Source organism: Skermanella stibiiresistens SB22 (genome assembly GCF_000576635.1).
Classification (GTDB): Bacteria; Pseudomonadota; Alphaproteobacteria; order Azospirillales; family Azospirillaceae; genus Skermanella; species Skermanella stibiiresistens.
In genome coordinates this window covers 172,185-198,272 of the sequence record NZ_AVFL01000003.1, presented here as the reverse complement: position 1 = coordinate 198,272, position 26,088 = coordinate 172,185, and the positions used below count along the sequence as shown (strand labels likewise).

General features: G+C 68.0%; 17 protein-coding genes. 10 read left to right on the top strand and 7 right to left on the bottom strand.

The genetic code is table 11. The annotated features are described in order from the left end of the window. Nucleotides 1–20 precede the first annotated feature (20 nt). From N825_RS06000 to N825_RS05980, 5 genes are all read left to right on the top strand, one after another. Nucleotides 21–1,139: an efflux RND transporter periplasmic adaptor subunit gene (locus tag N825_RS06000; RefSeq protein WP_037448270.1), complete on the top strand. Its 1,119-nt coding sequence runs from the start codon at nucleotides 21–23 to the stop codon at nucleotides 1,137–1,139. Continuing rightward, nucleotides 1,136–4,246 (top strand): efflux RND transporter permease subunit, encoded by a 3,111-nt coding sequence (locus N825_RS05995; RefSeq protein ID WP_037448267.1) that lies wholly within the window; start codon nucleotides 1,136–1,138, stop codon nucleotides 4,244–4,246. Before N825_RS06000 ends, N825_RS05995 begins: the two co-directional genes overlap by 4 nt. A 184-nt stretch (nucleotides 4,247–4,430) precedes the next feature. Next, a complete protein-coding gene (gene gltS, locus N825_RS05990) occupies nucleotides 4,431–5,642 on the top strand; it encodes a sodium/glutamate symporter (protein ID WP_037448265.1) in 1,212 nt (403 codons plus the stop codon). Nucleotides 5,643–5,671: 29 nt separating this feature from the next. Next, entirely contained in the window at nucleotides 5,672–7,189 is a 1,518-nt protein-coding gene (locus N825_RS05985) for a TAXI family TRAP transporter solute-binding subunit (protein ID WP_037448263.1), read from the top strand. Nucleotides 7,190–7,250: 61 nt separating this feature from the next. Next, nucleotides 7,251–8,111, top strand: coding sequence for an urea carboxylase-associated family protein (locus N825_RS05980; RefSeq protein WP_037448262.1), 861 nt, complete (start codon nucleotides 7,251–7,253; stop codon nucleotides 8,109–8,111). On the opposite strand, the gene N825_RS05975 is transcribed toward N825_RS05980, so the two are convergent. After that, nucleotides 8,108–9,025 carry a LysR family transcriptional regulator gene (locus N825_RS05975; protein ID WP_037448259.1) on the bottom strand — a complete coding sequence of 306 codons (918 nt, stop codon included), beginning with the start codon at nucleotides 9,023–9,025 and terminating at the stop codon, nucleotides 8,108–8,110. The two genes, N825_RS05980 and N825_RS05975, sit on opposite strands and share 4 nt — an antisense overlap. A gap of 142 nt (nucleotides 9,026–9,167) precedes the next feature. On the opposite strand from N825_RS05975, the gene N825_RS05970 reads away from it, so the two are divergent. Continuing rightward, nucleotides 9,168–10,625, top strand: coding sequence for an MFS transporter (locus tag N825_RS05970; RefSeq protein ID WP_037448257.1), 1,458 nt, complete (start codon nucleotides 9,168–9,170; stop codon nucleotides 10,623–10,625). Nucleotides 10,626–10,635: 10 nt separating this feature from the next. On the opposite strand, the gene N825_RS05965 is transcribed toward N825_RS05970, so the two are convergent. The 4 genes from N825_RS05965 to N825_RS05950 form a co-directional block, all read right to left on the bottom strand. Beyond that, complete coding sequence (locus N825_RS05965; RefSeq protein ID WP_037448254.1) at nucleotides 10,636–11,052, bottom strand: cupin domain-containing protein; 417 nt, start codon at nucleotides 11,050–11,052, stop codon at nucleotides 10,636–10,638. Between the two features lie 27 nt (nucleotides 11,053–11,079). Further along, nucleotides 11,080–11,832 (bottom strand): SDR family oxidoreductase, encoded by a 753-nt coding sequence (locus N825_RS05960; protein ID WP_037448253.1) that lies wholly within the window; start codon nucleotides 11,830–11,832, stop codon nucleotides 11,080–11,082. Nucleotides 11,833–11,908: 76 nt separating this feature from the next. Continuing rightward, the gene (locus tag N825_RS05955; protein ID WP_037448250.1) at nucleotides 11,909–12,745 is read right to left on the bottom strand and encodes an alpha/beta fold hydrolase; all 837 of its coding nucleotides are present in this window, start codon (nucleotides 12,743–12,745) and stop codon (nucleotides 11,909–11,911) included. Between the two features lie 62 nt (nucleotides 12,746–12,807). Next, nucleotides 12,808–13,779, bottom strand: coding sequence for an oxidoreductase (locus tag N825_RS05950; protein ID WP_037448247.1), 972 nt, complete (start codon nucleotides 13,777–13,779; stop codon nucleotides 12,808–12,810). 85 nt (nucleotides 13,780–13,864) lie between these two features. On the opposite strand from N825_RS05950, the gene N825_RS05945 reads away from it, so the two are divergent. The 4 genes from N825_RS05945 (at nucleotide 13,865) to N825_RS36235 (ending at nucleotide 24,079) form a co-directional block, all read left to right on the top strand. Then, entirely contained in the window at nucleotides 13,865–14,908 is a 1,044-nt protein-coding gene (locus N825_RS05945) for an AraC family transcriptional regulator (RefSeq protein ID WP_063833638.1), read from the top strand. A gap of 221 nt (nucleotides 14,909–15,129) precedes the next feature. Continuing rightward, nucleotides 15,130–17,457, top strand: coding sequence for a FecR domain-containing protein (locus tag N825_RS05940; RefSeq protein WP_037448246.1), 2,328 nt, complete (start codon nucleotides 15,130–15,132; stop codon nucleotides 17,455–17,457). A 32-nt stretch (nucleotides 17,458–17,489) separates the two neighbouring features. Continuing rightward, entirely contained in the window at nucleotides 17,490–22,346 is a 4,857-nt protein-coding gene (locus N825_RS05935) for a PKD domain-containing protein (protein ID WP_157619002.1), read from the top strand. Beyond that, nucleotides 22,343–24,079: an adenylate/guanylate cyclase domain-containing protein gene (locus N825_RS36235; protein ID WP_051511607.1), complete on the top strand. Its 1,737-nt coding sequence runs from the start codon at nucleotides 22,343–22,345 to the stop codon at nucleotides 24,077–24,079. The genes N825_RS05935 and N825_RS36235 overlap by 4 nt, the downstream gene beginning before the upstream one ends. A 25-nt stretch (nucleotides 24,080–24,104) precedes the next feature. Here the strand turns inward: N825_RS36235 and N825_RS36230 are convergent, their stop codons facing one another. Both N825_RS36230 and N825_RS05920 read right to left on the bottom strand, forming a co-directional pair. Continuing rightward, entirely contained in the window at nucleotides 24,105–25,046 is a 942-nt protein-coding gene (locus N825_RS36230; protein ID WP_051511606.1) for a transglycosylase SLT domain-containing protein, read from the bottom strand. Nucleotides 25,047–25,250: 204 nt separating this feature from the next. Then, a complete protein-coding gene (locus N825_RS05920) occupies nucleotides 25,251–26,075 on the bottom strand; it encodes an IclR family transcriptional regulator (protein ID WP_051511605.1) in 825 nt (274 codons plus the stop codon). Nucleotides 26,076–26,088: the final 13 nt, after the last annotated feature.

Genomic DNA, 26,088 nt, shown 5'->3' with positions numbered 1-26,088 from the left:
CCCCTGTCCCGAGCCGCCCGATGACCATGGTTCGCCAGATCCTGATTGTCCTGCTCCTGATCGCCGTCGCTGGAGGCGCCTGGTGGTTCGCCGTCGCCTCACCAGGGGATGGCGAGGGGCGGGCGGAACAAGGCTCCGGTCCGTCGGCGGTCCAGGTCGAAGTGGCCGAGGTCCAATTGGGCGAGGTTTCCGAGATCATCGAGGCGGTCGGAACCGCCCGGCCGCGGCAGTCGATCGATCTGATCGCCGACGACAGCGGTCGGGTCGACGAGATCCTGTTCGAGACCGGCCAGCGGGTCGACCAAGGGCAGCCACTGGTCAGGCTCGACAGCGGCATCGAGCAGGCCAACCTCGCGGAGGCGGAGGCCGGGTTGCTGGACACCCGCACCCAGCTTGAGCGCGCCCGGCAGCTCGCCACCAGCCGCGCGGTTTCCGAAGCGCGCGTCGACGAGCTGGAAGCGGCCTTCCGGGCCGCCGAGGCGCGCGTCGCGGCCGAACGGCAGCGGCTGCGGGATCGCACCACCAACGCTCCCTTCGCCGGCGTGGTGGGGTTGCGCGAGGTCGATGTCGGCGCCCGGGTCACCGACACCACCGTCCTGACTCGGCTGGACGACTTGGCCGTGATCGAATTGGAGTTCCAGGTGCCGGAACGGTACTTTGGCACGATCCGCCAGGGTCAGCCGGTCCAGGCCACCAGCACCGCCTTTCCCGACACCGTCTTCGCCGGTTCGGTCGCGGCGATCGACACCCGGATCGACGCGGTCTCCCGGTCGTTCCGGGTGCGCGCCGAACTGCCGAATTCCGAGGCGAGGATTCCGGGTGGCCTGTTCATGCTGGCCCGCATCACCTTGGTGACCCGCCCCGACGCCATCCTGATCCCGGAGGAGGCGGTCGTGCCGGAGGGCCGCTCCACCTTCGTCTACCGCATCACCGGAGCGCCGGACGAACCCAGGGCTGAACGGATCGAGGTTCGCCTGGGTCAGCGGCGGGTCGGCGAGGTCGAGGTGGTCGAGGGACTTCGCGCCGGTGACCGGGTGGTCACCGCCGGCCTCCAGCGGTTGCGTCCGGGCGCTCCCGTCCGCCTGTCGGAACCGCCGGAGCCTCGGCCCGACCGGAACGTCGCGGAGCGGATGCCATGATCTCCGATTTCAGCATCAAGCGCCCGGTCCTCGCCATCGTGCTAAGCGCGCTGATCGTGGTCATCGGCATCGCGGCGCTGCTGCGCCTGCCGGTGCGTGAGCTGCCCGATGTCGACACGGCGGTGGTCACGGTCACGACGACCTACGAGGGCGCCGCCCCGGAGATCATCGACACCGAGGTCATCGAACTGCTGGAAGGCGCCATCAGCGGCGTCGACGGCATCCGCAGCATCCGGTCATCCAGCAGGATCGGGCGCGGCCGGATCGTGGTCGAGTTCGTCACGTCGCGCGACATCGACCAGGCGGCCAACGACGTCCGCGACGCGGTCGGCCGCGTCCTGGTCGATCTGCCGGACGAAGCGGACACGCCGGAGATCGTCAAGACCGACAGCGACGCCCAGCCAATCCTCCGCATCGCCGTCACCAGCGATCGGATGACCCCCGCCGACATCAACGACTACGCCAGCCGGTTCATCGTCGATCGCCTGTCCGTGCTGAACGGCGTGGCGCAGGTCGAGATCTTCGGCGAGCGCCGCTACGCCATCCGCGTCTGGCTGAACCGCGAGGCGCTGGCCGCCCGGAACCTGACGGTCGCCGATGTCGAGGCCGCCCTTCGCCGCAACAATGTGGAATTGCCGGCGGGCGAGCTGGAATCCCTCGCCCGCCAGTTCACCATCAGGACCGACACGCGGCTGACCAGTCCGGAGGAGTTCCGCGACCTCGTGGTGGCGCAGCCGGGCGACTACCCGATCCGCCTCGGCGATCTGGCGCGGGTGGAACTGGGGGTGGAGGACGACAACTCCATCGTCCGCTCCAACGGCCAAGCCGCCGTCGGGCTGGGTGTCCTGCGCCAGTCCCAGGCCAACACGATCGAGGTCAGCGATCAGGTCCAGGCGGAACTGGAGGCCCTGAGGCCGACCCTGCCCGAAGGCATGGCCGTCACGATCAGCTCCGACGACGCCATCTTCATCTCCGCGTCGATCGAGGAGGTCGTGGTCGCGCTCGGCATGTCGGTTCTGTTGGTGATCGCGGTGATCTTCCTGTTCCTGCATTCCGCGAGGGCCACCATCGTGCCCGCCGTCACGATCCCGGTCGCGGTGATCGGAACGCTGGCCTTCATCTACGCCTTCGGCTTCTCGATCAATATCCTGACCCTGCTGGCCCTGCTGCTCGCCATTGGGCTGGTGGTGGACGATGCCATCGTGGTGCTGGAGAACATCCAGCGCCGCGTCGAGGCCGGGGAGCAACCGTTGGCGGCCGCCTTCCTCGGCACCCGTCAGGTGACCTTCGCGGTGATCGCGACGTCGCTGACCCTGATCGCGGTCTTCGTGCCGATCTCCACGCTGGAAGGACAGGTCGGCCGCCTGTTCGCCGAGTTCGGGTTGGTGATGGCGGCTGCGGTCGCCATCTCGACCTTCGTGGCGCTGTCGCTCTGCGCGATGCTCTGTTCCAAGCTGCTGCGGGGAACCGAGAAGCCGGGACGCATCGGCATGGTACTGGAGCGGGGTTTCAACGCCATGGCCGACGGATACCGCCGCCTACTGGCCCACGCCTTGCGGATGCCGGTAGTCGTCCTGGCGGTCGCTGGCGTCATCTCCGCCGGCACCGTCGTGCTCTACGACATCCTGCCGCGCGAGCTGACCCCCACGGAGGACCGGGGCGTCTTCTTCATCCCCGTGACCTCCCCCGAGGGCGCGACCACCGGCTACACCGACGCCAACATCGGCAGGATCGAGGAGACGCTTTCCCCCTTGCTGGCATCCGGCGAGGCCGAGCGGGTGTTCGCGATCGTGGGTTTCCGCAACCAGCCGGCGCGCGGCTTCGTCGTCGTAGGATTGTCCGACTGGGAGGAGCGCGAGCGGAGCCAGCGGGAGATCGTCAATTCGATCATCCCCGGCGTCGCCGGCATTCCCGGCATCCGGGCCTTTCCGGTCAACCCGGCCGCTCTCGGCCAGCGCGGCAGCAGCGCGCCGCTCCAGGTCGTGATCGGCGGCCAGGATTACGATGTCATCCAGGAATGGTCCGATCGGATCGTCGCGCGCGCGGCGGAGAACCCCGGTCTCCAGAACGTCGAGACCGATTTCGAGGCGACCCGACCCCAGTTCAACGTCCGGATCGACCGCCGCAAGGCCGACGACCTGGATATCGGGATCGAGCAGATCGGTAACACGCTCCAGAGCATGCTGGCGTCGCGCGAGGTGACGGACTTCATCAACCGCGGCAGGATCTATCCCGTCATCATCCAGGCCCGCGACACCGACCGCCAGACCCCCGCCGACCTGACCAACATCTTCGTGCGCTCCGGCGGGGACGGCGCGCTGGTGCCACTGAACGCCCTGGTGACCCTGGACGAGCTGGCGGCTCCCCCCGAATTGCTGCGCTACGACCGGCTGCCGTCGATCACCATCTCGGCCTCGCTGGCCGACGGCTACGACCTGGGCTCGGCGATCGATTACATCAACGGCATCGCGGCGGAGGAACTGCCACCCGAGGGGCGCCTCAGCTACACCGGCCAGAGCCAGCAGTTCCTGGAGACCTCCAGCGGGATCGCCATCACCTTCGGGATCGCGCTGCTGATCGTCTTCCTGGTGCTGGCCGCCCAGTTCGAGAGCTTCATCCATCCGTTGATCATCATGCTGTCGGTGCCGCTCGGACTGGCCGGAGCGCTGGGCGCGCTGGCGCTGACCGGGCTGTCGCTGAACATCTACAGCCAAGTCGGCATGGTCCTTCTGATCGGCCTGATGGCGAAGAACGGCATCCTGATCGTGGAGTTCGCCAACCAGCTCCGCGCCGAGGGTATGGACATCCGCCAAGCCATCACCGAGGGCTCCGCGCTGCGCTTCCGGCCGATCCTGATGACCGTGCTATCGACCATCCTGGGCTCGGTCCCCCTGGTGCTGGCGAGTGGGGCCGGGGCGGAGAGCAGGGTCGCCATCGGCACGGTCATCATCGGCGGCCTGGGTGTCGCCTCCCTGCTGACGCTGTTCGTGACGCCGGTCCTCTACGACCTGCTGGCCCGCTTCACCCGTCCCGCCAACGCCGTCGCGGAGGAACTGCGCGGCCAACTCCGGGAATTGCGCGACGCCGGTCATCAGGCGGCGGAGTAGGTCATCCCCGCCCCACACCGATCCCTGCGACCCGGTCCAAAGAGGGCAGGGTCGGAGAATATGGCTATTTCGAGCCGAAAAAATGGCGGCTTCGGCCCCGTCACTGCCACTCCCGCCCGATCCAGGGGTTGCCAACTGATCGGGCGACCTCCGGGAAAGCCCATGACCCGCGGAAGGGACCGGGATGAAACTGGAAATCGATGTCGTTTCCACGCTGGTTGCCGCCATCGTGGTGTTGCTGATCGGCCGGGTGGTGATATCCAAGGTCGGCTTCCTGCAACGCTACAACATCCCGGAACCCGTCGTCGGCGGGTTGATCGCGGCGCTGGTGATAACCGGCCTGCGGCTCGGCGCCGGGATGGAGATCACGTTCGACATGTCCTTGCAGACGCCGCTGATGCTGGCGTTCTTCGCCACCATCGGACTCAGCGCCGATATCAGGACATTGATGCGGGGCGGCCGCAGCGTCCTGGTCTTCTTCGCGGTCGTCGTCGTCATGCTGGTGATCCAGAACGCGGTGGGCGTCGCCGCCGCCCTCAGCCTCGACATGCATCCGCTGAATGGGCTGCTCGCCGGATCGATCACCATGTCTGGTGGGCACGGAACCGGCGCCGCCTACGCGACCCGCTTCGGCGAGGACTACAATCTCCAGGGAGCCATGGAGGTCGCGATGGCCTGCGCCACCTTCGGGCTCATCCTGGGCGGGCTGATCGGTGGTCCGCTGGCGCAGCGCCTGATCGCCCGTCACAAGCTGACGGCGAACGCCGCCGGCGGCCAGGACGACAGCGCCGCCGGAGATCTGGCAGCCTACGATCGGCGGAGCCTGAGCCCGGAGTCCTTCGTCGAGACGCTGTTCCTGATCGTCGTCTGCGTCATGGTCGGGACCTACCTGGGCCAGATCCTGAAGAACGACTACCTGACGCTCCCGGCCTTCGTCTGGACCCTCTTCACGGGTGTCATCCTGAGGAACGGCTTGAGCGTCTCCGGTCTCCGCCAAGTCGATGGCGCGACCATCGACCTGCTCGGCACTGTCTCGCTGTCGCTCTTCCTGGCGATGGCGCTGATCGCGTTGCGGCTGTGGGAACTGGTCTCCCTGGCCCTTCCGATCCTGGTCATCCTGGGCGCGCAGACGGTCGCCATCGCCGCCTATGTCTACTTCGTCACGTTCCGGGTGATGGGATCGAACTATGACGCGGCGGTCATGTCGGCCGGCCACTGCGGCTTCGGGATGGGGGCGACGCCCACCGCCATCGCCAACATGCAGGCGGTGGCGGCCCGTTACGGCCACTCGCCCCAGGCTTTCCTGATCATCCCGATCGTCGGGGCCTTCCTGATCGATCTGGCCAACGCGCTGGTCATCCAGGGATTCATGAGCCTGCCCCAGCTTGGCTTCTAGCCGGACCGAGCGTCGAAAGGGAGACCACCATGATCAAAGGATTTCTCCGCGTCGCGGCCATCGTCCTGGCCTTGGGCGCCACGACGGCTTGCGAAAGGATGCCCGACGAGGCGACGGTGCGCGACGCCCTTCAAGGCGCCATCGGCTCCACCTTCGAGGAGCCCACGTTCGAGGTCGCCGCGTTCGAGCGGGTCGGCAGCGGCCCGCTCACCGCCGGGGATGGCGGAACCGAGCGCAAGATCGTCTACTACAACGCGGACCTCCGGCTGCTGCGGGACTATTCCTTCAACGATTGGGAGGCGCTGAACGTATCGGCGATCGCCAGTCTGCTTGGCGCTACCGAGCATGGCCTACAGGGAGTTCGGCGGGATGGCAACGCCGCCGGTGACACCCTGCGGGTGCGCGGCTCGGTGGGGTTCGAGCGTGCTGACGGAGCGACGGACAACGACTGGAGGCCGGTCGTGATCGCCCAGTCGCCGGTCACCCAACCGCCGACCCTGGACAACACCGGTCCGCCGGCGGTGGCGCGTGGTCTGGTCGATCAGATCATGGCGTTGTTCGAGGGGCCTCCGGCCGACAACGCCAGCCAAGCCCGCGCGATCATCACCGAGGAACTGGACGGCGCCTACCGTCAGATCACGCTTCGGCTCGACCGTCTCCAGCGCGCCTTCGTCATCGCGGGGGGGCCACGCGGGGGCGAATACGATTTGATCGCCCAGACCATCGCCGCGTCCATCGCGGCGAACGGCGTCCGCTCCACCGGGGTCTCGACCGACGGCACCGTCGACAACCTCCGCCTGATCAGTGATGGATCGGCCGACGTGGCGTTGGCCCAGAACGATATCGCCGCGATGGCCAGCCGGGGCGAGGGGCTGTACCAAGAGGCTGGCGCCGATCCCGACCTGCGGGCTCTCGCCAGCCTGTTTCCGGAATCGGTCCACATCGTCGTCAAGGAAGACGGACCGATCCGCACGGTCGCCGATCTACGCGGCAAAAGGGTCGACATGGGGCTGCCCAGTTCCGGATCGATGCTGACCGCGCGGGCGGTTCTGGAGGCCCATGGATTGGGACCCCAGGACTTCTCGGAGGTCACCGGGTTGGGTCCGTCCCGCGCCGTCGAGGCGCTGAACGCCGGCGAGATCGACGCCCTGGTCAGCGTCATCAACGCCCCGGCGAGGTTGTTCCAGCGGGTTTCGGCCGAATCCCACATCCGCTTCCTGCCGCTCGACACGCAGGCGATCCAAGCTTTGGGCCAGTCCAGCGGTCACCTCGTGCCGCTGACCCTGCCGCCCGGCATCTATCCCCGCCAAACGGAACCGGTCCGGACCGTGGCGGTCACGGCCTTGCTGGTCGGCCGGCGGAGCATGCCCGATGTCGAGGTCACGACCATGCTCGACACCGTGTTCAAGGAGATCGATTTCACCGCCGTCGGCAGCGGGGCTGGTGCGATGATCTCCCGCGGCCGGGCCGAGAGCGGGTTGTCGATCCCCCTCCACCCCGCCGCGGAGGCGTGGCTCGGCGACCAATCGACCGCCGCGACACAGTGAGGCCGGAGCCTGTTCAATTCCTGGAACGGCGCCACGACAGGACGACTTGGGAGAACCCCGGATGAAGCTTGAACGGTACGAGCACGCGAAACCAGCCGACGCGGACGAGCGCCGGAAGATCAAGCCGGTGATCTGTTATCCGGTCGACAGCCTTGTCCCGCCGGACCTGGACGCCTATCGCGCCGCGCGGGAAGGGTGGGAGAAGCTGTCCGAAACCCTCGTCCCGCCGCGCGAGGCGCGTTGCTTCGACGTCCCAGCCGGTTGTTTCTTCCGCATCGTCGGCGTCGAGGGGCCGCAGGTCGGCGACCTCAACCTGTGGGCGGCTGATGACATCGGGGAACGCTTCTTCTCGGGCAAAACCCGCGCGCTGCATGGCACGCACCTGTCGACCGGGGACCGGCTGTGGTCGTGTCTGCCCTACCTGCGGCCGATCGCGACGATCACGGAGGATACCCTCGACTGGTACGGCTTCGACGCGTGGGGCGGCTCGGTACACGACGTGATCGGGACCCGCTGTGATCCCTACACCCATCGTCTTCTGGCGGGGGATGACTATCACCACTGCTGCCACTCGAACCTGACCCGCGCGCTGGCCGACCGGCTGGGCCGCACCCGCGAGAGCGTCGAGCCCGTGATCCACGATGTGCTCAACGTCTTCATGTGCACCGGCTTCACCCGCGACACCGGGCAGTATTTCATGAAGGCCAGCCCCGTCAGGCCGGGTGATTTCATCGAGTTCCTCGCCGAGATCGATCTGATCGGCGCCCTGTCGGCATGCCCCGGCGGCGATTGCGGCAGCGAGCATTCGAGCGACACCGCCGCCTGCCACCCGCTGCTGGTGGAGGTCTACCGTCCGGTGGCGCCGCCCCGCGGCTGGACCTCACCCCAGCCCAACGCGTACGACCGGAGCCACGGACCCTAATCCAGCGGGCCCGACCCGCCGGGCGGCTCCGCGCAAACGTCCCGAACGCAGCCGCGCAGCCAGCGGTGCGCCGGATCGGGATCCATCCTGGGATGCCAGAGCAGCGACACCGTGATCTCCGGCAGGGCGACCGGGAGCGGAAAGCGGAGCATGCCGGCGCGCAGGGTGTCGGTGTGCCGCTCGGGCACGCTGGTGACCAAGTCGGTTGCTCGGGCCAAGGCCAGCGCCGTGGAAAAACCCCCGACGATGGCGACGATCTCCCGTTCCAGCCCCAGTGTCATCAACGCCTCGTCGATTGGCCCCGTATCGAGGCCCCTCCGGGAGACGGTGATATGCTTGGCCGCCGCGTACCGGGCGGCCGTGATCTCGCCCCGGCCCAGCGGGTGCCCATGCCGTGCCACCCCAATGAAGCGATCCCGAAACAGCGCCTGGGCCCGCACCTCCGGCCCCGTCGTGGGGCCGATGACGCCGGTTTCCAGATCGGCCGTCCCGTCCCGAAGCGGCGCGCTGTCCTTGTCCGGCTTCTGGGCGAAGCGCAGCCGCACTCCCGGAGCCTCCGCGCCGACGCGGGCGATCAGGGCCGGGCCGAAGGTCTCCACGAAACCCTCGTTGGTCCGCAGCGTGAAAGTCCGCGTCAGCGATCCGAGGTTGGGCTTCTCGGCGGGACGGAGCACCGCCTCGGCATCCCGCACCAGCTGGGCTACCCGCTCGCGCAGGTCGAGCGCCCGGGGAGTCGGCACCAGACCGCGTCCCGCCCGGACCAGCAGTGGATCGCCCGTCACCTCACGCAGGCGCGCCAGCGCCCTGCTCGTCGCCGAGGGGCTGAGCCGCAACCGGCGGGCCGCCCTCGCGACACTCCCTTCCGCGAGCAACACATCCAGGGTGAAGAGCAGGTTCAGGTCGGGTCCGGGCATGCGCCGACGATATCACGAGCGGATCGGAATGTGGCGTCAAACGCAACGATCGAGTGCGAATACCGCGCGTTCCGCCATGCCGGGCGACGGACTACGGTCTCGATGGCTCCACTTCGGGAGCGCTCAGGGAACGGGGTTCAAGTTGAAACCAATCACAGCCATACCGGCGGATAGTTTGGCGGGAGGTGCGGCGCGGACGCCCTCCACCCGCTGGGCGCTTGCCGGCCTCTCGCTCGCCATGCTGCTGTCGTCGCTGGGCACCAGCATCGCCAACGTCGCCTTGCCGACCCTGGCGCGGGTGTTCGACGCCTCGTTCCAGGAGGTCCAGTGGATCGTCCTGGCCTATCTCCTCGCCATCACCACGTTGATCGTCAGTGTCGGACGGCTCGGTGACCTGATGGGGCGCCGGCGGCTGTTGCTGGACGGCATCCTGCTGTTCACGGTAGCGTCGGCCTTGTGCGGCGTGGCGCCGACGCTCCCGCTGCTGATCGCGGCCCGGGCGGCGCAAGGTCTCGGCGCCGCCATCATGATGGCCCTCGCCATGGCCCTGATCGGTGAGACGGTTCCGAAGGCGGGAACCGGTCGAGCCATGGGCTTGCTCGGAACGATGTCCGCGATCGGCACCGCCCTGGGGCCATCGCTGGGCGGTGTCCTGATCGCCGGTTTTGGTTGGCGGGCGATCTTCCTCGTCACCGTGCCGCTGGGATTGGTGGCGTTCTTTCTGACATACCGACACCTACCCGCCGACCGACGCGAAAAGGCGATTAGCCAAGCTGGCTTCGATACCTCGGGCATGGTGACGCTGGTCCTGACCCTCGCGGCCTACGCCCTCGCCATGACGGTGGGGCGCGGCGGGTTCGGTCCGCTCAACATCGCCCTGCTGGTGGCGGCGGGCGTAGGGATCGGCCTCTTCGCGTGGGTCGAGGCGAGGGCGCCGTCACCGCTGATCCGCCTGGGCATGTTCCGCGAGCCGGGCCTGGCCGCCAGCCTCGCCATGGCGGCGCTCGTCTCGACGGTGATGATGGCCACGTTCGTGGTGGGACCGTTCCATCTCGCCCATGGTCTGGGCCTCGACGCGGCCCTGGTCGGCGCCGCCCTGTCGATCGGTCCCCTCGTCGCGGCGCTGACCGGCGTGCCGGCCGGACGCGTCACGGACCGTTTCGGCTCCCGGCGCGTGACCGTCACCGGGCTGGTCGCGATGTCGGCAGGTGCCGGTCTGCTGGCCATGCTGCCGGCGACATTGGGTGTCGCTGGCTATGTCGCTCCCATCGCGATCGTCACCATCGGCTACGCGCTGTTCCAGACCGCCAACAACACGGCCGTCATGACGGATGTCCACCCGGACCAGCGCGGCGTCATCTCCGGCATGCTCAACCTGTCGCGCAATCTTGGACTGATCACCGGAGCATCGTTCATGGGCGCGGTGTTCGCGCTCGGAACGGCGGCGCCCGACCTCACGACGGCGGCTCCGGAGGCCATCGCCACCGGCATGAGGATCACGTTCGGCGTGGCCGCCGTGTTGATCATCGCGGCGCTCAGCCTCGCGGTTGGGCGTCGCGGCGCCGCGATGAGCGCTTGGCCGTCGCGAAACGCGGCGTGAATACGAAGGGTCATTTCGGGTCCGGGATGGTCAGTTCGGTTTCGTCGGTGTCGACGACGAACACGGCCAACAGCTTGGATGGTCTGGTCTCGCTGGCATTCGCGCTGACGCCGTGATGGTCGCCGGGCAACTCCGTGAAGTTTTCGCCGGCTTCGAAGGTCCGAACCGGTCCGCCGTTGATCTGGCTCCTCACGGCGCCCTCCAGGACGGTCGCGTATATGATCGCCGACTTGGCATGGGTATGCGATGGCGAATGCCCGCCGGGGCCATATTCGACGAGGACCCCGCGAATGCTCTTGCCCGGCACTTCAGGCAGCGGATGCTCGTAGACAAGCGTGATCTTCGCATTCTTGGCTCCCGGCACATCGGCGAACGCCGCGCCGGCAAGCGGGACGCTCAAGAGCAACGGAAGGATGATTTGTCTCATGATGTCGTCTCTATCCGATTGATGACTTCAGGTGGAATGGCGCCCGCGCAGCCAATGGTCGAGGGAGATGCGGCCGATCCTGGCTTCGTCGAGCGGCACCAGCGACATCTCCCCGACCGTGCCGCCGAAATACCGCGCCTCCGGGTCGCTCGACACGGCGCGGGTATCGCCGATCGCCTCGAGATAGCGCGCGACGATGCGGTGGAAGGGAGCACGGTCGGGTCCCGCTACGTCCAAGTGGCCGTTCCGCGGTGTCCCGGTCGCCGTCTCCGCCACGATGGCGGCCACATCGTCCGCGGCGATGGGCTGGAACAGGCTGTCCGGAAGACGGACCACGTCTGCGACCGTGGCGGAGTCGGCGATGGCGCCGAGAAACTCCATGAACTGGGTCGCGCGCACGATGCTGTGGGGTATGCCCGAACGCTCGATCAGCTTTTCCTGCGCCAGCTTGGCCTGGAAATAGCCGTTGTCCGGCATGCGGTCGGTGCCGACGATGGACAGCGCCACATGATGACGCACGCCAGCGCCGCGCTCGGCGGCCAGGAGATTGCGTCCGGCGGTCTCGAAGAAGGCGAGCACCGCATTCGGCTCGAACGAGGGCGAGTTCGCGACGTCGACGACGACCTCCGCGCCGGCCAGGGCCTCCGCCAGTCCCTCGCCGGTCAGGGTATCGACGCCGGTACTTGGCGAGGCGGCGATCACGTCGTTACTCGCTCGCCGCAGAAGGTCGACGGTGCGGGATCCGATCAGCCCGCTGCCGCCGATGACCACGATCCTCATGAAACCGTATCCTTTTGCTGATGGATGGGAGACCGGCGCCCTAGGCGCCGGCCCCGTGGTTCAGCCCTTCCCGTACTTAGCCCCTGATGAACGCGAGCAGGTCCGGGTTCACCACGTCGGCATGGGTGGTGCACATGCCATGGGGAAACTTCTCGTAGACCTTCAGCGTGGCGTTCCTCAGAAGCTTCGCCGACAGCGGGGCGCTGTCGGCGATCGGCACGATCTGGTCGTCGTCGCCGTGCATGACCAGCGTCGGCACCTCGATCACCTTCAGGTCCTCGGTGAAGTCGGTTTCCGAAAACGCCTTGATGCCATCGTAGTGGGCCTTGGCTCCGCCCATCATGCCCTGACGCCACCAGTTGTCGATGACGGCTTGGATCGGCTGGGCGTCGGGCCGGTTGAAGCCGTAGAAGGGACCGGCCGGCAGGTCGACGTAGAACTTCGACCGGTTCTCGGCGAGCGCCTGGCGCAGGCCGTCGAACACTTCGATCGGCAAACCACCCGGATTGGCCGCCGTCTTCACCATGATCGGCGGAACCGCGCCGATGATGATCAGCTTGGCGACGCGCCCTTGCGGCTGTCCGTGCTTCGCGACGTAGTGTGTGGCCTCGCCGCCGCCGGTGGAGTGGCCGACATGCACGACGTTCCGCAGGTCGAGATGTTCGACGACCGCCGCCGCGTCTGCGGCGTAGTGGTCCATGTCATGACCGTCGCCCACCTGTGTCGAGCGCCCATGCCCTCGACGGTCATGAGCCACGACGCGATAGCCGTTGGCCAGGAAGAACAGCATCTGCGTGTCCCAGTCATCGGCGGACAGCGGCCAGCCATGGTGGAACATGATCGGCTGGGCCGTCTTGGGTCCCCAGTCCTTGAAGAAGATCTCGACGCCATCGCGCGTGGTGATGGTTGGCATGGTCAGCAGCCTTTCTAAGGTTGGAAATTCGACTGTCGCAACTCGTGATCAAGGTGGCGCGATCAAGCGGGAGCGACCCCGGTCAACCGTTCCGAGATCCGCCAGAGGCGGTCGGCGAGTTCGGTATCCGCCGCCCAGGAATGGACACCCTTCCGGCCCGTGTCCTTGGTGTGGACGACCGCGACGTCGCAGTCCTCGCAGTAGACACCGCCGATGCCGGCCAGCCGCAGGCTCGTGGCGCACCAGACGCTGGTCGCGGCTCCCTGTTCGACCGTCTTCATCCCGCGCGAGGGGTCGATCCGCGGGCGGCCCTCGCCGTCGAAGGCGTCGAAGCCGGCGATCTCGTCCGGGCTCAGATGACGCATCAGATCGGTCGGTATCTGACCGGGATGAAGGGAGAAAGCCCGAATGCCGTCCCGCTCGCCACGCTGGTCCACGCCGATCGCGAACAGCGCGTTCGCGGTCTTGGACTGGCCATAGGCGGTCCACTTGTCATAGGGGCGCGATTTGAAGTCGAAATCGTTGAAGTCGACCCCGGCGATCTGATGCCCGCGCGAGGAGACCGAGACGACGCGCGCTCCGCCGGCCGCCTTGAGAGCCGGCCAAAGTGCGGCCGTGAGCCGGAAATGACCGAGGTGATTGGTGGCGAACTGCGCCTCATGCCCCTCGGCGTCCCGCATGAGGGGCGTCGCCATGATGCCCGCGCTGTTGATCAGGATCGAGATCGGGCGGCCCGACGTGACGACGCGCTGGCCGAACGCGGCCACCGAGGCGGCATCGGCCAGTTCCAACGCTTCCAACTCGACACGCTTGATGCCGGCCAGCGCCGCCGACGCTTTCGACGCGTCACGGACGGGAACGATGACCGTGGCGCCCGCGCCCGCCAGCGCGCGGGTCGTTTCCAAACCGAGGCCGGAGGAACCGCCCGTGACGATCGCCGTGTGCCCGCTCAGATCGACCTCCCGGACCACGTCGGCCGCCGTCGTGGCGGCGCCGAAGCCGGATCCGATCGGCTTTTGACTAGGCGTTATCATCGATTACCCCGTTATGCTTGGTGCTTGGGACGATTTTCGGTTAAGAAAGCGTGATACGCCATCCATCCACGTCCGGTATTCTGTCGTGATCGTCCAGAATGCGCCCAATGACGCTCTTTCCGATGTTCTTCGACTGGTCGACGCCTGCGCCCTGGCATCGGTGACGCTGACCGCCGGAGGGGACTGGGCCATCCGCTTCCCGGCACCGGATCACATCAAATTCTGCGCCCTGCGCCGGGGCTCGTGCTGGCTCGCCGCGAGCGACGGCCTGCCGCCCCGGCACCTCGACGAGGGTGACTGCTTCGTCGTCGTCCGAGGCGAGTTCACGCTCGCCAGTTCGCCGGATGTGCGGCCGGTGCCGGCCGAAAGGGTCTTCGGCGGCTTTGGCCAGAGCGGCCATTGCGGTGACGGCGACGATACGCATCTGATCGGCGGCAGCGTGTGCTTCGACACCGTCAACGGAGCGATCCTCACCGATGTCCTACCAGCCTCGCTCGTCATTTCGGGCGAAGCCGCCGCCGCCGTGCGCTGGCTACTGGAGCAGCTTGACCAGGAGTGGCGGAGAGCGGGGCCGGGATCCCTCCTCGCGTGCAATGACATGCTTCGGCTCATGTTCATCCATGCGCTCAGAGCCTATGTCGCCGATCTCCCGCCTTTGGCCGGAAACTGGCTGGCCGGGCTGGCGGACCCCCGCATCGGCAAGCCTTTCGAGGCGATCCACGCGGATCCGGTCCATGACTGGACCTTGGCGGAACTCGCATCCCTGGCCGGCCAGTCCCGGTCCGCTTTCGCCAGTCATTTCAAGGAAAGCGTCGGCGTCTCGCCGATGTGGTACGTGGCGCGCTGGCGGATGCGGCTCGCCGCCGCGAGGCTGCGGCGGAGCCGCGAACCCGTATCCTCCATCGCCGCCTCGCTGGGCTATGTGTCCGATAGCGCGTTCAGCGCGACGTTCCGACGGATCATGGGTGTCTCCCCAACTCGATACCGAGCCAGGTTCACCCACTCCTCCACCGGACGGGCATCGGCATCGCCAGCTGGCGAGGACGGTCAGGTGCTGGCCTTCCCGGACGCCATCACCGTCGAGCCGCCCGAACGCCGCCGCCTTCCGCGGGCGACGCGTTCGGGATGATGGACTGGCCGGGATCAACTCCGGACCCCGCACAGTCACATGCCCTTCGCTGGCGAACGTACCAAAGGGTCATATTGCGCTAAATACCCCCCTTTTGAGAAAGCGATAGTTTCTCCCGTCAGTGATAAAAAGGCTCGAAGATTACCTCATCGAAGGTGCCGGATCGGATGGCGGAGTGTGGCGGAAGCGTTCAGGGCCGTTGCGTCCGAGGGCGATGCCGCGTGGGCTGGATCGCCGCCGTCCTCCTGCTGGCCCCGCTGGCCCTCGTTCCTCCTCCATCAGCCGAAGCCGCCACCGACAGCATGACGCGGGTGGTGTTGAAGGAGGGGCAAAACCTCCGCGATCTCGCCAATCAGCACCTCGGTGATCCCAACCTATGGACCGAGATCCTGAAGGCGAGCGGCTTGGCGTCGCTGGCCGACGCCAAGCCGGGAGTCGAGCTGCGGATCCCCGTCACCCAGATTGGCCGCGCCACCCGCGCCCTGGCCTCGGCGCTCGACCATATCCAGACCGCGACCCAGGCGGGCGCCAAGGTCTTCGCCGCCGACCAGATCGACGAGGCGGTGTCGCTCCACGCCCAGGCCCAGGCGCGGCGGCAGGCAGGTGACTGGGAATCCGCGGTCAAGCTGGCGGGTGGGGCGGAGCGGGCGGCCGACAAGGCGTTGGAGGCCGCGTCGAAGGCGCGCGATACCGCCGTCGAGGCGCTGCTGAGCGACCGGCAAGGAGAGGTGGAAGGCCGCCGTCCGCGCGATCTGGATTGGGGCGACCGCCCCGTCAGGTCGGTCCTGACCGAGGAGGAGCGGGTGCGGACCCTGTCGCGCTCGACCGCCCAGATAACGTTCCTCGACGAAAGCCGCCTGCGGCTCAGCGCCAATTCGGAGGCGCTGATCATCCGGATGCGCGCCGATCCGCTGGAGCGCGCCCAAGAGGCCAAGGTCAATCTGATCGAGGGTGATTTCTACGCCCTGCTGGCCGGCAAGAGCCGGCGCAAGACCTTCGACCTGGAAATCCCCGACGTCGACACGAAGATCAACTCCACCAGCTTCTGGGTCGAGCGGGACCGCCGCGGTTCCAAGTTCACCAATTACGACGACGCCACGCTGGAGGTCGCCGCCAATGGCGCGAGCGTCACGCTGGGTCGCAACGAGGGAACCGTGGTGCGGACGGGACAGGCACCGGCCGACGCGGTCGGCGTGCTGGCCAAGCCCGACCTCGTCAGCCCGGCCGACGATGGCACGATCTTCAACGCTGGGGCCATGCTGGCCTGGACCCCTGTCCCGGACGCGACGGGCTATTGGGTCGAGGTCGGGCGGGACAGCGTGTTCCAGCAGGTGGTGGCCAGCCAGTGGGGTTTGCGGCAAACCGGATTGGAGCCGGCGGGCCTCGGCATCGGATCGTATTACTGGCGCGTCGCGGCCTTGGATAAGTTCGGCCTGCCGGGCGAGCGGAGCGAGACCTGGCGGTTCAACATCAGGACCGACACCGTGCCGCCCTATCTGGCGATAGCGGAACCCGCCGACAACGCCGTGCTGCGCGAGACGCCGGTCACTGTCAGGGGATCGACCGAGCCGGACGCGCTGATCACCTTCCGGGGCGAGGAGTTGAAGATCGCGGCCGACGGATCGTTCGAGACGACCATCAACCCCGCGCAAGGCGTCAATCAGATCGCGATCTCGGCGGTCGATCGCGCCGGCAACCGGACGGAGCGGACGCGGGGCTTCGTCCATACTCCCGCAGGCAAGGCCGCCGTGATCTACGACGCGTCGCTGCCCAGGCTGGGTCCGCTCCATTTCGTGACCAACCGCAGCCCCTTGACGCTGTCGGGCGTGACCGAGGCCAACGCGCGGATCGGCGTTCGGTCATCTGCGGGACCGCTGCGGGCCTCGTCGTTCAGCGACGGACAGGGCCGCTTTCTCCTGACGGTGCCCTTGGCCGACCAGCGGGAGGACTTGGCGCTGTCGGTCACGGCCGGCAATGGCGTCGTGACCGAGGACGGCTTCCAGGCGTCGATCGACAGGGAAGCGCCGCGGATCGAGGCCGATGCCGAGCCGCCTCCGGTCACCGGTGTCGATTGGCTGGCGCTCTCGGGGAAGGTCGAGGCGGACGCTTCCGTGACCTTGAACGGCAAGCCGATCATCCTGTCCGACGGGCGCTTCGACGAGCGGGTCCAGTTCGTGGCTGGTCCCAACCGGATAGAGATGCAGGCGACCGACCAAGTCGGCAACACCGGGATCGAGCGCTGGCAAGTCACCCTGGATCAGGACCCGCCCGAACTGACCGGACGGGGCGTCGAGCCCAAGATGGTGGAGAAGGGTGGCCGGCTGACCGTCGAGGTCACGGCCCGCGACAGCTCCGGACTTCGGCAGGCGGCCGCCGTCACGGTGGCGGTCGGCGGCGCGGAATTCACCGATTACCTGCGGCTGAGCGACGGGGGAGGCACCTACCGGGGGACGCTGACGCTTCCGGCGGGTACCCGTGGAGCCGCGGTTCTGAAGGACGTTCTGCTGGAGGACTATGTCGGCAATGGCCGGCGCTACCGGTTCGACTGAGACCAGGAAAACATCGGGGCAGGGAGGAAAGCGTGGGGCACGGCATCGGGTCGCGGTTTCTGTCGTCGGCATTTTTGGCTTTCCTCCTGTCCATTCCATCCGCCTTGGCGCAGGAGGCGGCACCGGAGCGGCCCCTGTCCGTGACCTACGGACCGAAGGCCCTGCCGCAGGAGGGCGATGACGACCATCGGGAAGTCATCCTGCTGACCGTCCCGACGGGGATCACGGACAAGCTCTACGTCAGGGTGTTCGATCCCGATCTCGGGGGAGACTTCGACCTTGTCTACGGCAAGCCCGATACCGAGGCGCGGTTCCGCGTGTACGGAGCCTCCGATGCCGTGCTGATGACGCGGACCTTCGGCGCCGATCCGGCGACCGACGGCAAATGGACCACTTTGGGCGCCCTGGACCCGGCGGACGCGGTCGTCGTCGACGGTCGCCGGGTGTTCCGGCTGGAGGTCGAGGGGGTGGGGGGCGACGACGCCAACCTGTTCACCGCGACGCTGAGCCTGCGTGATCACCGCAACCTTGAGGCGCCGGGCCTGGAGGTGCTGGTGGAACGTCCGACGGTGCGGATGCCGGATCGGCGCTCGCTGGCGGAACTTCGCTTCAAGGTGCCGGAGGACGCGACAGCCCTGAGGATCCGCAATTTCGACGCGGCCAATGGCGAGGTGACGTTCGCCTCCACCTTCCGGACCCAGGCGCTGGCGGCATCGGGACAGGGTGACTGGAAATCCTCGACGGTCCAGATCGGCGCGGAGGAGCGGGGCGCCCTGGCCGCGATCCTGTTCTCGGGCGGTGACGAATCCCCGAACGATGCCACCTTCACCGTGACGGACGCGGCCGGGCGCGCGGTGCCGATCCTGCTGCCGGTTCGGGCGCGCCGGCCCAACCAGCGCCCGCAACCCGATGCCCGGATCGAAACGCTGGCCGACTGCTATTCCGTCGCGTTCGACGCCTCGAAGACCCTTGATCCGGACGGTGATCCGCTACGCTACCGCTGGGAATTCGGCGATGGCGCGGAAGGCGAGGGACGCACCGTCATCCACCGCTTCCAAACTCCCGGCGCCCATGCCGGGCGGCTCCGGGTGCTGGATGGCTCGGGTGCCGTCGGCAATGGCTCGGTCCTGCCCTTCGACATTTTCCTCAAGCGGCCTCCCACGGCGGTCGGAGGTCCCGACCGGGTGGCGGCGCCGGGCGAGACGATCGCCTTCGACGGCTCGGCTTCGCAGCCTGGTGACCGCCCGATCACGCGTCATTCCTGGAACATGGGCGATGGCGGGCGGAGCGACGGGGTCAAGGCCCGCCACGCCTTCACGACACCCGGCCGCCATGTCGTGACCCTGACGGTCGAGGACGACACTCCCGCTCCCTGTAACTCCGGCACGGCGCGGGTGCTGGTCCAGGTCAACGCGCCGCCGGTGGCCGTGGCGGGAACCGACGCCAGGCTGTCGGTCGGCGAGGTGCTGAGGCTGGACGGCGGCAGCAGCTATGACATCGACGGCGGTATCACCGACTATGCCTGGGACTTCGGCGACGGGACCAAGGCCGCCGGTCGGACCGTCGAACACGCCTTCGAGAAGCCTGGAACCTACCGCGTCGGCCTGGAGGTTCGCGATGACGCCGGTGTGGCGAACAGCGTCGGGCGCGCGGCGCTGAGGGTCGTGGTCAACGATCCGCCGGTGGCGGCGGCCGGCCCGGATCGCCGGGTCGCGGTCGGCGAGGTGATCGCGTTCGACGCTTCCGGGTCCGTCGATCGCGATGGGGTGCTGATCGACCACGCCTGGGACTTCGGCGATGGCGCCAAGGGTGACGGTCCGCGGGTGACCTACGCCTATCGGAATCCTGGAACCTATCGGGTCGGGCTGGTCGTGACAGACGAGTCAAGGACCTCGACCAACACGGGGGAGGACGACCTGACCGTCGTGGTCAACGCGCCTCCGGTCGCCGATGCCGGACCGGATCAACTGGTGACCGCCAGCGAGGTTCACTTCGATGGCGGCGGGTCCAGCGATCCCGACGGCGTGGTGGCACGGTATGACTGGGACTTCGGCGACGGCTCCACCGGGACGGGACGGACGCCGTCCCATGTCTACCGCAAGGTCGGCGCCTATGTCGTCAGGCTGACGGTGACCGACGATTCCGGGACGCCGCGAAGCTCCGCCAGCGACGCCACGCGGGTGCTTGTCAACGCCGCACCCATCGCCGACGCCGGCCCGGACCAGATCGCGGCACCAGGTCAGACCGTGGTTTTCTCCGGCCAGGGGTCGCTCGATCCGGACGGCGACATCGCGGTTTGGCAATGGGAATTCGGCGATGGCGCCGCCGCCGGCGGGCGCCAGGTGTCGCACCGCTTCGCCGATGCCGGGACCTACCGTGTCCGCCTCACGGTGCGCGACGACACCGGCCAAGCCGACGCCGTCGACTACGACGAGGCCCTGGTCTTCGTCAACGCGCCGCCGGTGGCCAACGCCGGACCCGACCTGATCGCGGCACCCGGTGCCCAGGTCAGGCTGAACGGCTGCGATTCCCATGACCCTGATGGCAACGGGCCGACGTTCCGCTGGGACTTCGACGATGTCGAGGGCAAGGCCAGCGGCTGCGAGACGACCCGCCGCTACGACAAGCCGGGAACCCACACCGCGCGCCTGACCGTGACGGATCGTTCGGGAGCCTTCAACGGCACCGCCCAGGACACGGTGGCGATCCGCGTCAACGCGCCGCCCGTCGCGGCGGCCGGGCCGGATATCCTGAGCGGCGGCACGGTGATCCAATTCGACGGCTCCGCCTCGGCCGACCCGGACGGTGACCCGCTGACCTATCGATGGGATTTGGGTGATGGCTCGCCGGTCGCCGGTGGTGTCCGCGTCACCCACACCTATGCCGAGGGCGGCAGCTATCCTGTCTCGCTGTCGGTCGATGACGGCACCGGCCTGTCCAACGGCAAGGCGTCGACGGTCCTCACCGTGACGATCAACCGGCCGCCGCTCGCCGTCGCCGGGGCCAACAAGCAGGTCTGCGCCGGGGATACCGTGCTGTTCGACGGCAGCAAGTCCTCCGATCCGGATGGCGGCCTGCTGCGTTACCGCTGGGACTTTGGCGACGGCACGGCGGCGGAGACCGTCAATCCCACCAAGACCTACCGCAAGGGTGCCGTCTATCCCGTGACGCTGACGGTGGAGGATGAATCCAGCTTCGCCCACAGCACCCACACCGACCGTCTGGTCGTGGTTGTCGACGAGTCCCCGATCGCGGAAGCGGGTCCGGACCGCAAGGTCTGCGCCAACACCGAGGTGCGGTTCGACGGCTCCGGCTCCCACGATTTCGACGGGGTGGTCAATCGCTTCACGTGGGACTTCGGTGACGGCAATGTCGGCGGCGGTGAGAGGCCGGTCCATGTCTACCGCAAGCCGGGAACCCACCGCGTCCTGCTGACCATCGAGGGCGACAAGGCCGGGCAGTGCGACAATACCAGCACGGACGAGATGTCGGTCCAGGTCGCCGCCGCTCCCGTGGCCCTGATCCAGGCGCCGGACCGCGTTCCGGTCGGCAGCCCGGCGCCGTTCCAGGCGGGGGAGGATGGCGGTATCGCGGCATACCGCTGGGACTTCGGTGATGGTGCGACCGCCGAGGGGCGGGTGGTGGCGCACGCCTTCGACAAGCCCGGCGTCTATCTGGCGACCCTGACGGTGGAACCGGCGGCGGGGGCCACCACCTGCGGCACCGTGTCGGCCCAGCACAGGATCGTCGCCAACGCGCCGCCGGTCGCGGTCGCCGGTCCGGATCGGCTCGTCGCCGTTCAGGAGGAGGTCGCTTTCGACGGCTCCGGCTCCTCCGATCCGGATGGGGCGGTGGGCCGCTACGACTGGGACTTTGGCGACGGCACCACCGGCACGGGCATGGCGGCGCGGCACCGGTACCGGGAGAGCGGCGTCTACACGGTGACGCTGACCGCGACCGACGACGCCGGCCTGCCGAACAGTTCCAGCTCGGCCACTTCGACGGTCACCGTCAACGCCGCTCCGGCACCGGTGATCGCGGTCGCGGGAGGGGCCTGCTTCGGCCAACCGGTCGGGTTGGACGCCAGCCGCTCGCGCGATGCCGATGGCGCGATCGGAAGCTTCGAGTGGGATCTCGGTGACGGCGCCAAGGCCTCCGGGCCTGCGATTTCCCACACCTATCGCGATCCGGGGATCTACAACCTGGTCCTGACCGCCGACGATGGCGCCAGTCTCGCCAACAGCCGGCGCGCCGCGGCGCTGGCCCTGCGGGTCAATCGGCCGCCCTCGGCGTCCGCCGGACCGGACCGCGCGGTTTGCGCCGGGGACGTCGTCGCCTTCGACGGCGGCGGTTCGGTCGATTGGGATGGCAAGCTGACGGGTTACCGCTGGGACTTCGCCGATGGCGCCACGGCCGAGGGCCCTAAGGTCTCCCACGCCTTCGGCCAGCCGGGGCGATATCCCGTCCGGCTGACGGTGACCGACGACAGCGGTTCGCCCTGCGCCACGGATGACGCGGTCAGCGCCATCCATGTCAACGCGCCGCCCCAGATCAGTCTGGGCGGCGATCTGGAAGGCTTCGCCGGCGGCGCGCATGACGAGCTGCTGTTCGACGCCTCCGGCTCGGCCGACCCCGACGGCTCCGCCCTCGAATACTCCTGGGACCTGGGGGACGGCACCTCGCGCGCGGGCGAGAAGCTGCGCCACGCCTACGACAAACCGGGGGCCTACAAGGTCAGGTTGACCGTCCGCGACGGAACCGGCCTCTCCTGCGGCCAGTCGGTCGGGGCGATGACGGTCACGGTGCGCTCCCGTGACGAACCGGCGGGCGAGTTGACGGCGGAACAGTCGGCCGAACGCCCGGCCTCCCGCGCTCCGGGGCGGCGATGAATATCAGGGTCAGCCTCCGCAACAAGCTCCTGATCTTCGCGATCGTGATCGCGGTGGTTCCGATCATCGTCGTGGGGCGAAGCATGATCCGGATCGCCCAGGACGAGTTGAAAAGCTCGGCCAATGGGGAGTTGCTGGCCGTCGCCGAGCAACTCGTGTCCGAGATCAACGACCGCTCCGAACGGACCTGGCTGGCCCCGCTGCTGCTGATCCGCAACGCGATCGACGACGAGCGCCTGGGAGTGCCGGAGAAGATCGCCCTGCTGACGCTGGGGATCAAGGACATCCCGGAATTCGCCGCCCTCCAGATCACGGTCGAGGGGGCGGCGGTCCCGGTGGTGGTGACCAACGGCATCTTCGCCAAGCGGCTGTCCGCCGCCGGCCTCGATCCGCTGGAGGTGCTGAGGCTGCCGGAGGAGACCGTCCAGGCCGCCGTCGCCGCCGGCGAGTTCCATGCCGGCGAGGTCAGTCATGTCCAAGGAACCGACGACTGGCTGGCGACCATCGTCCTGCCGCTCAGGACGCGGTTCGCCGGCGGCGCCTCGGCCCTGTCGGTGCGGGTCGACCTGGACCGCACCCGGCATTTCCTGGAGGCCCATCCCTTCGCCAAGACCGGCTCCATCACCATCGTGGACGCCCGGGCCCGCGAGGTGTTCGACACCGCCCGCGCCGACATCGGCGACGTCCCGCTGGCCGCCGAGGCGGTTGGGCTGCTGAATGGCGGCACCCGGACGATCGCCGCCGGTCCCTACATCCGGCCGGACGGCGAGCCGATGCTAGGCGCCTACGCCTTCCCACGCGCCTTCGACTGGGCGATCCTGGTGGAGAAACGGCAGCGCGACGCCTACCTGGCGGTCGATCGCATGATCTCCAGCCTGTCCTACTGGGTCTTCGTCGGCTTGGCCGTGGCCGGGGTTGGCGCCCTGGCCCTGGCGTTCCGGATCAGCCGCCCGATCGTCGAGATCGACCGGGTGGCGGGCGAGGTCGCCAAGGGAAACTTCCAGGCGCGGGTCCGGGGGGTGCGCTCCCATGACGAGATCGGCGAGTTGGCGCGGCGGATGGACGACATGGTCGTCGGCCTGAACGAGCGTTTCCACCTTCAGAAATTCGTTTCCGGCGGGACCATGCTGGCGATCCGCGACAGCACCGGCGGCATCAAGCTGGGCGGCCAGCGGCGGCGCGCCACCATGCTGTTCTCCGACATCCGGGGCTACACGGCCTTCTCCGAGCGGGTCGATCCCGAGGTCGTGGTCGAGATGCTGAACCTGTACTTCCAGCATCAGGCGGAGATCGTCCAGCGCCATGGCGGAGATGTCGACAAATATGTCGGCGACCAGCTCCTGGCGGTCTTCCAGGGCGAGGACATGGTCGGCGACGCCGTGCGCGCCGCCATCCGCATCCAGGAACAGACCGCGGCGCTCAACCACGAGCGGCCGGAATGGGACTTGGCACTTGGCATCGGCATCAATGTCGGCGAGGTCGTCATGGGGGCCATGGGAAGCAGCGACCGGATGGACTACACCGTGCTGGGCGACAACGTGAACCTGGCGGCCCGGCTCTGTTCCCACGCCGGCCGCGGCCGGATCCTGCTGAGCGAGAGCGCCCGCGACGCGATCGGGGAGAGCGCCGAGTTCACCACATCGGCGCTGGCGCCGATCACGGTCAAGGGCAAGCGGGCACCGGTCCCGGTCTTCGAAGTCTGGCGGAGGGAAACGATCGATCTGCCATCGTGACGGCAAGTCATGCCGGCCGGGACCGTCAGCGCGCCTCGACGGCGGCGACCTGCTCCACACCCGCCTGTTCCATCGGGGCCCGTTTCCTGGGAGCCGGATCGAACCTGGCCATTTTCACCGCAAACCGGCGCTGGATCTGGCCCAGCGTCGCGGGCTTGCCCCGCCTCAGGAACAGTCCCGGATTGGCCTTGGCCTCCTTTGGGAAAATCTCCGCGCCGATCGTGCCCGGAGCGGTTTCCGCCAGCTTCACGAAGCGGGCGGCGCTGGTCACGCCGAAGACGTGGGTCAGGTAGATCTCGGTTCCGGTCACCGGGCGGGCCAGCAGCTTCTCCAGCCGCCGCGTGTTGTCGATCGTCAATTCCGCCGCCAGATAGGCGCTCAGTCTGGCGTCCTCGCGCAACGCCAGGATCTTGTCGCGCATCCGGGGGTCATCGACGACCGGCTCGTTTAGCGGTCCCCGGCGGATATGGCGGGCCAGCCCGCCCAGACCATATTTGTGCCCGTGGCTTTCGACGTTGGACAGCCACGTCGCCTCGATGAACTGGTAAAGGCCGGTGGCGGAACTGGTCGTCGCCTTGGCCTTGGCGTCGAAGCTGGATTCGACGCCCGCCATGGCCCTCATCAACCGCGCCGGAGCCCCGACCCGGTAAGCCGCCTCGTCGATCATCGCGAGGGTCCGGCCGTGCCGGTCGAGACGTGCGACGAAACCGCCGATGTCATTGACGCTTCCAACCGCCGGGACACTCCGCGCCAGCACGATCTCCTCGGCGAAGCCGAACGACTCCGCCTCACAGTCGCCCGACTCCGCCAGGACGTCGTCCAGCGTCCGGACTTGCCCGGGATCCTCCGCGCGCGGCCACGCCGCCGCGGCCAATAGGACGGCTCCGATGATGACGACCCGGCGCGCGTTCCGGCCGGCGACCAACTTGGCGACCTTCTTCACGTTCGAATTCGTGAACTGCTTCACTTTTAAACTCGTGAACTGCTTCACGATGCTTCCTCCGTCGTGGGGCCGGAAGTTCCGGCGCTGTTTCCTCAGCGAAGCCGAACCGTGCCCAGGGCACGGCGTTCTTGTGGAAGACTGTGTTCTTGTTTTGTTCTCATGAAGGCGAAGGTACAGACGTTCCCCGTGTCCGGCAACCGTCCAAAAGGGGCAGGGCGCCAGTTGGGCCTAGGCTGGGTTATAGCCCATTAGTCGGGAGATGACGTCGCACACCCGGGTCAGCAGGGCGTTGACTTGGTCCAGGTCGGGATTGGTGCCTTGTTTCGGCCGCTCGATGAACGGGACGATCAGGACGGCCGCGATGCTGCCATCCAGATTGAAGATCGGGCGGGCGATGTTGGTGACGCCCACCGTCTGCTGGCTCTTGGCCATCCAGAAGCCCCTCTCGCGGAGCTTCGCCAGGCTCTTGTCGAGTTTCTCGCGGTCGAAGGGTTCGGCGTCCGGCAGGGCGGCGTGCGCCGCCAGCATGCGCTCCCGTTCCCGCTCGCCGCTGAAGGCCAGCATCACGTTGCCCGACGACGTGTCGAGCAACCCGACGATCGAGCCGACCTTGACGCCGAAGGTCCAGCGCTCCGGGCTGTCGACCTGTGCCACGATCATCGAGCGGCCGGCGTAATAGACCGCCAGATGGCACGATTGCCGCGTCTGGTTCGCCAGTTCGCGCATATGGGGCAGGGCCGTGGTGACGATGGAGTGCACCGGCTGCTGGCGGTGGGCGATCTCGAACATCTTCAGCGTCAGGCGATACTTCTCGTCCTCGCCGGTCTGGATGTAACCCTGCTCCTGCAGGGTGATCACCATCCGGAAGATCTCGTTGACGGTATAACCCAGCCGCTTCGCGATCTCCGTCAGGGACAGGCCCGCCGGATAGTCCGCCAGCGTCTCGAGGATCAGCAAGCCCTTCTTGAGCGCCGGCGCGTGATAGCGCGTGTCCCGGCCACTGTCCTCCGACGAAGCCACGTCCCGCCGTGTGGGCTTCGTGCGCTCAACCATGCCCGATCCTTAT

What these genes read in the sequence shown, in the direction of transcription:
- N825_RS06000 (WP_037448270.1), top strand. Translation starts at nt 21, where the DNA reads ATGACCATGGTTCGCCAGATCCTGATTGTCCTGCTCCTGATCGCCGTC.
- N825_RS05995 (WP_037448267.1), top strand. Translation starts at nt 1,136, where the DNA reads ATGATCTCCGATTTCAGCATCAAGCGCCCGGTCCTCGCCATCGTGCTA.
- gltS (WP_037448265.1), top strand. Translation starts at nt 4,431, where the DNA reads ATGAAACTGGAAATCGATGTCGTTTCCACGCTGGTTGCCGCCATCGTG.
- N825_RS05985 (WP_037448263.1), top strand. Translation starts at nt 5,672, where the DNA reads ATGATCAAAGGATTTCTCCGCGTCGCGGCCATCGTCCTGGCCTTGGGC.
- N825_RS05980 (WP_037448262.1), top strand. Translation starts at nt 7,251, where the DNA reads ATGAAGCTTGAACGGTACGAGCACGCGAAACCAGCCGACGCGGACGAG.
- N825_RS05975 (WP_037448259.1), bottom strand. Translation starts at nt 9,025, where the DNA reads ATGCCCGGACCCGACCTGAACCTGCTCTTCACCCTGGATGTGTTGCTC.
- N825_RS05965 (WP_037448254.1), bottom strand. Translation starts at nt 11,052, where the DNA reads ATGAGACAAATCATCCTTCCGTTGCTCTTGAGCGTCCCGCTTGCCGGC.
- N825_RS05960 (WP_037448253.1), bottom strand. Translation starts at nt 11,832, where the DNA reads ATGAGGATCGTGGTCATCGGCGGCAGCGGGCTGATCGGATCCCGCACC.
- N825_RS05955 (WP_037448250.1), bottom strand. Translation starts at nt 12,745, where the DNA reads ATGCCAACCATCACCACGCGCGATGGCGTCGAGATCTTCTTCAAGGAC.
- N825_RS05950 (WP_037448247.1), bottom strand. Translation starts at nt 13,779, where the DNA reads ATGATAACGCCTAGTCAAAAGCCGATCGGATCCGGCTTCGGCGCCGCC.
- N825_RS36235 (WP_051511607.1), top strand. Translation starts at nt 22,343, where the DNA reads ATGAATATCAGGGTCAGCCTCCGCAACAAGCTCCTGATCTTCGCGATC.
- N825_RS05920 (WP_051511605.1), bottom strand. Translation starts at nt 26,075, where the DNA reads ATGGTTGAGCGCACGAAGCCCACACGGCGGGACGTGGCTTCGTCGGAG.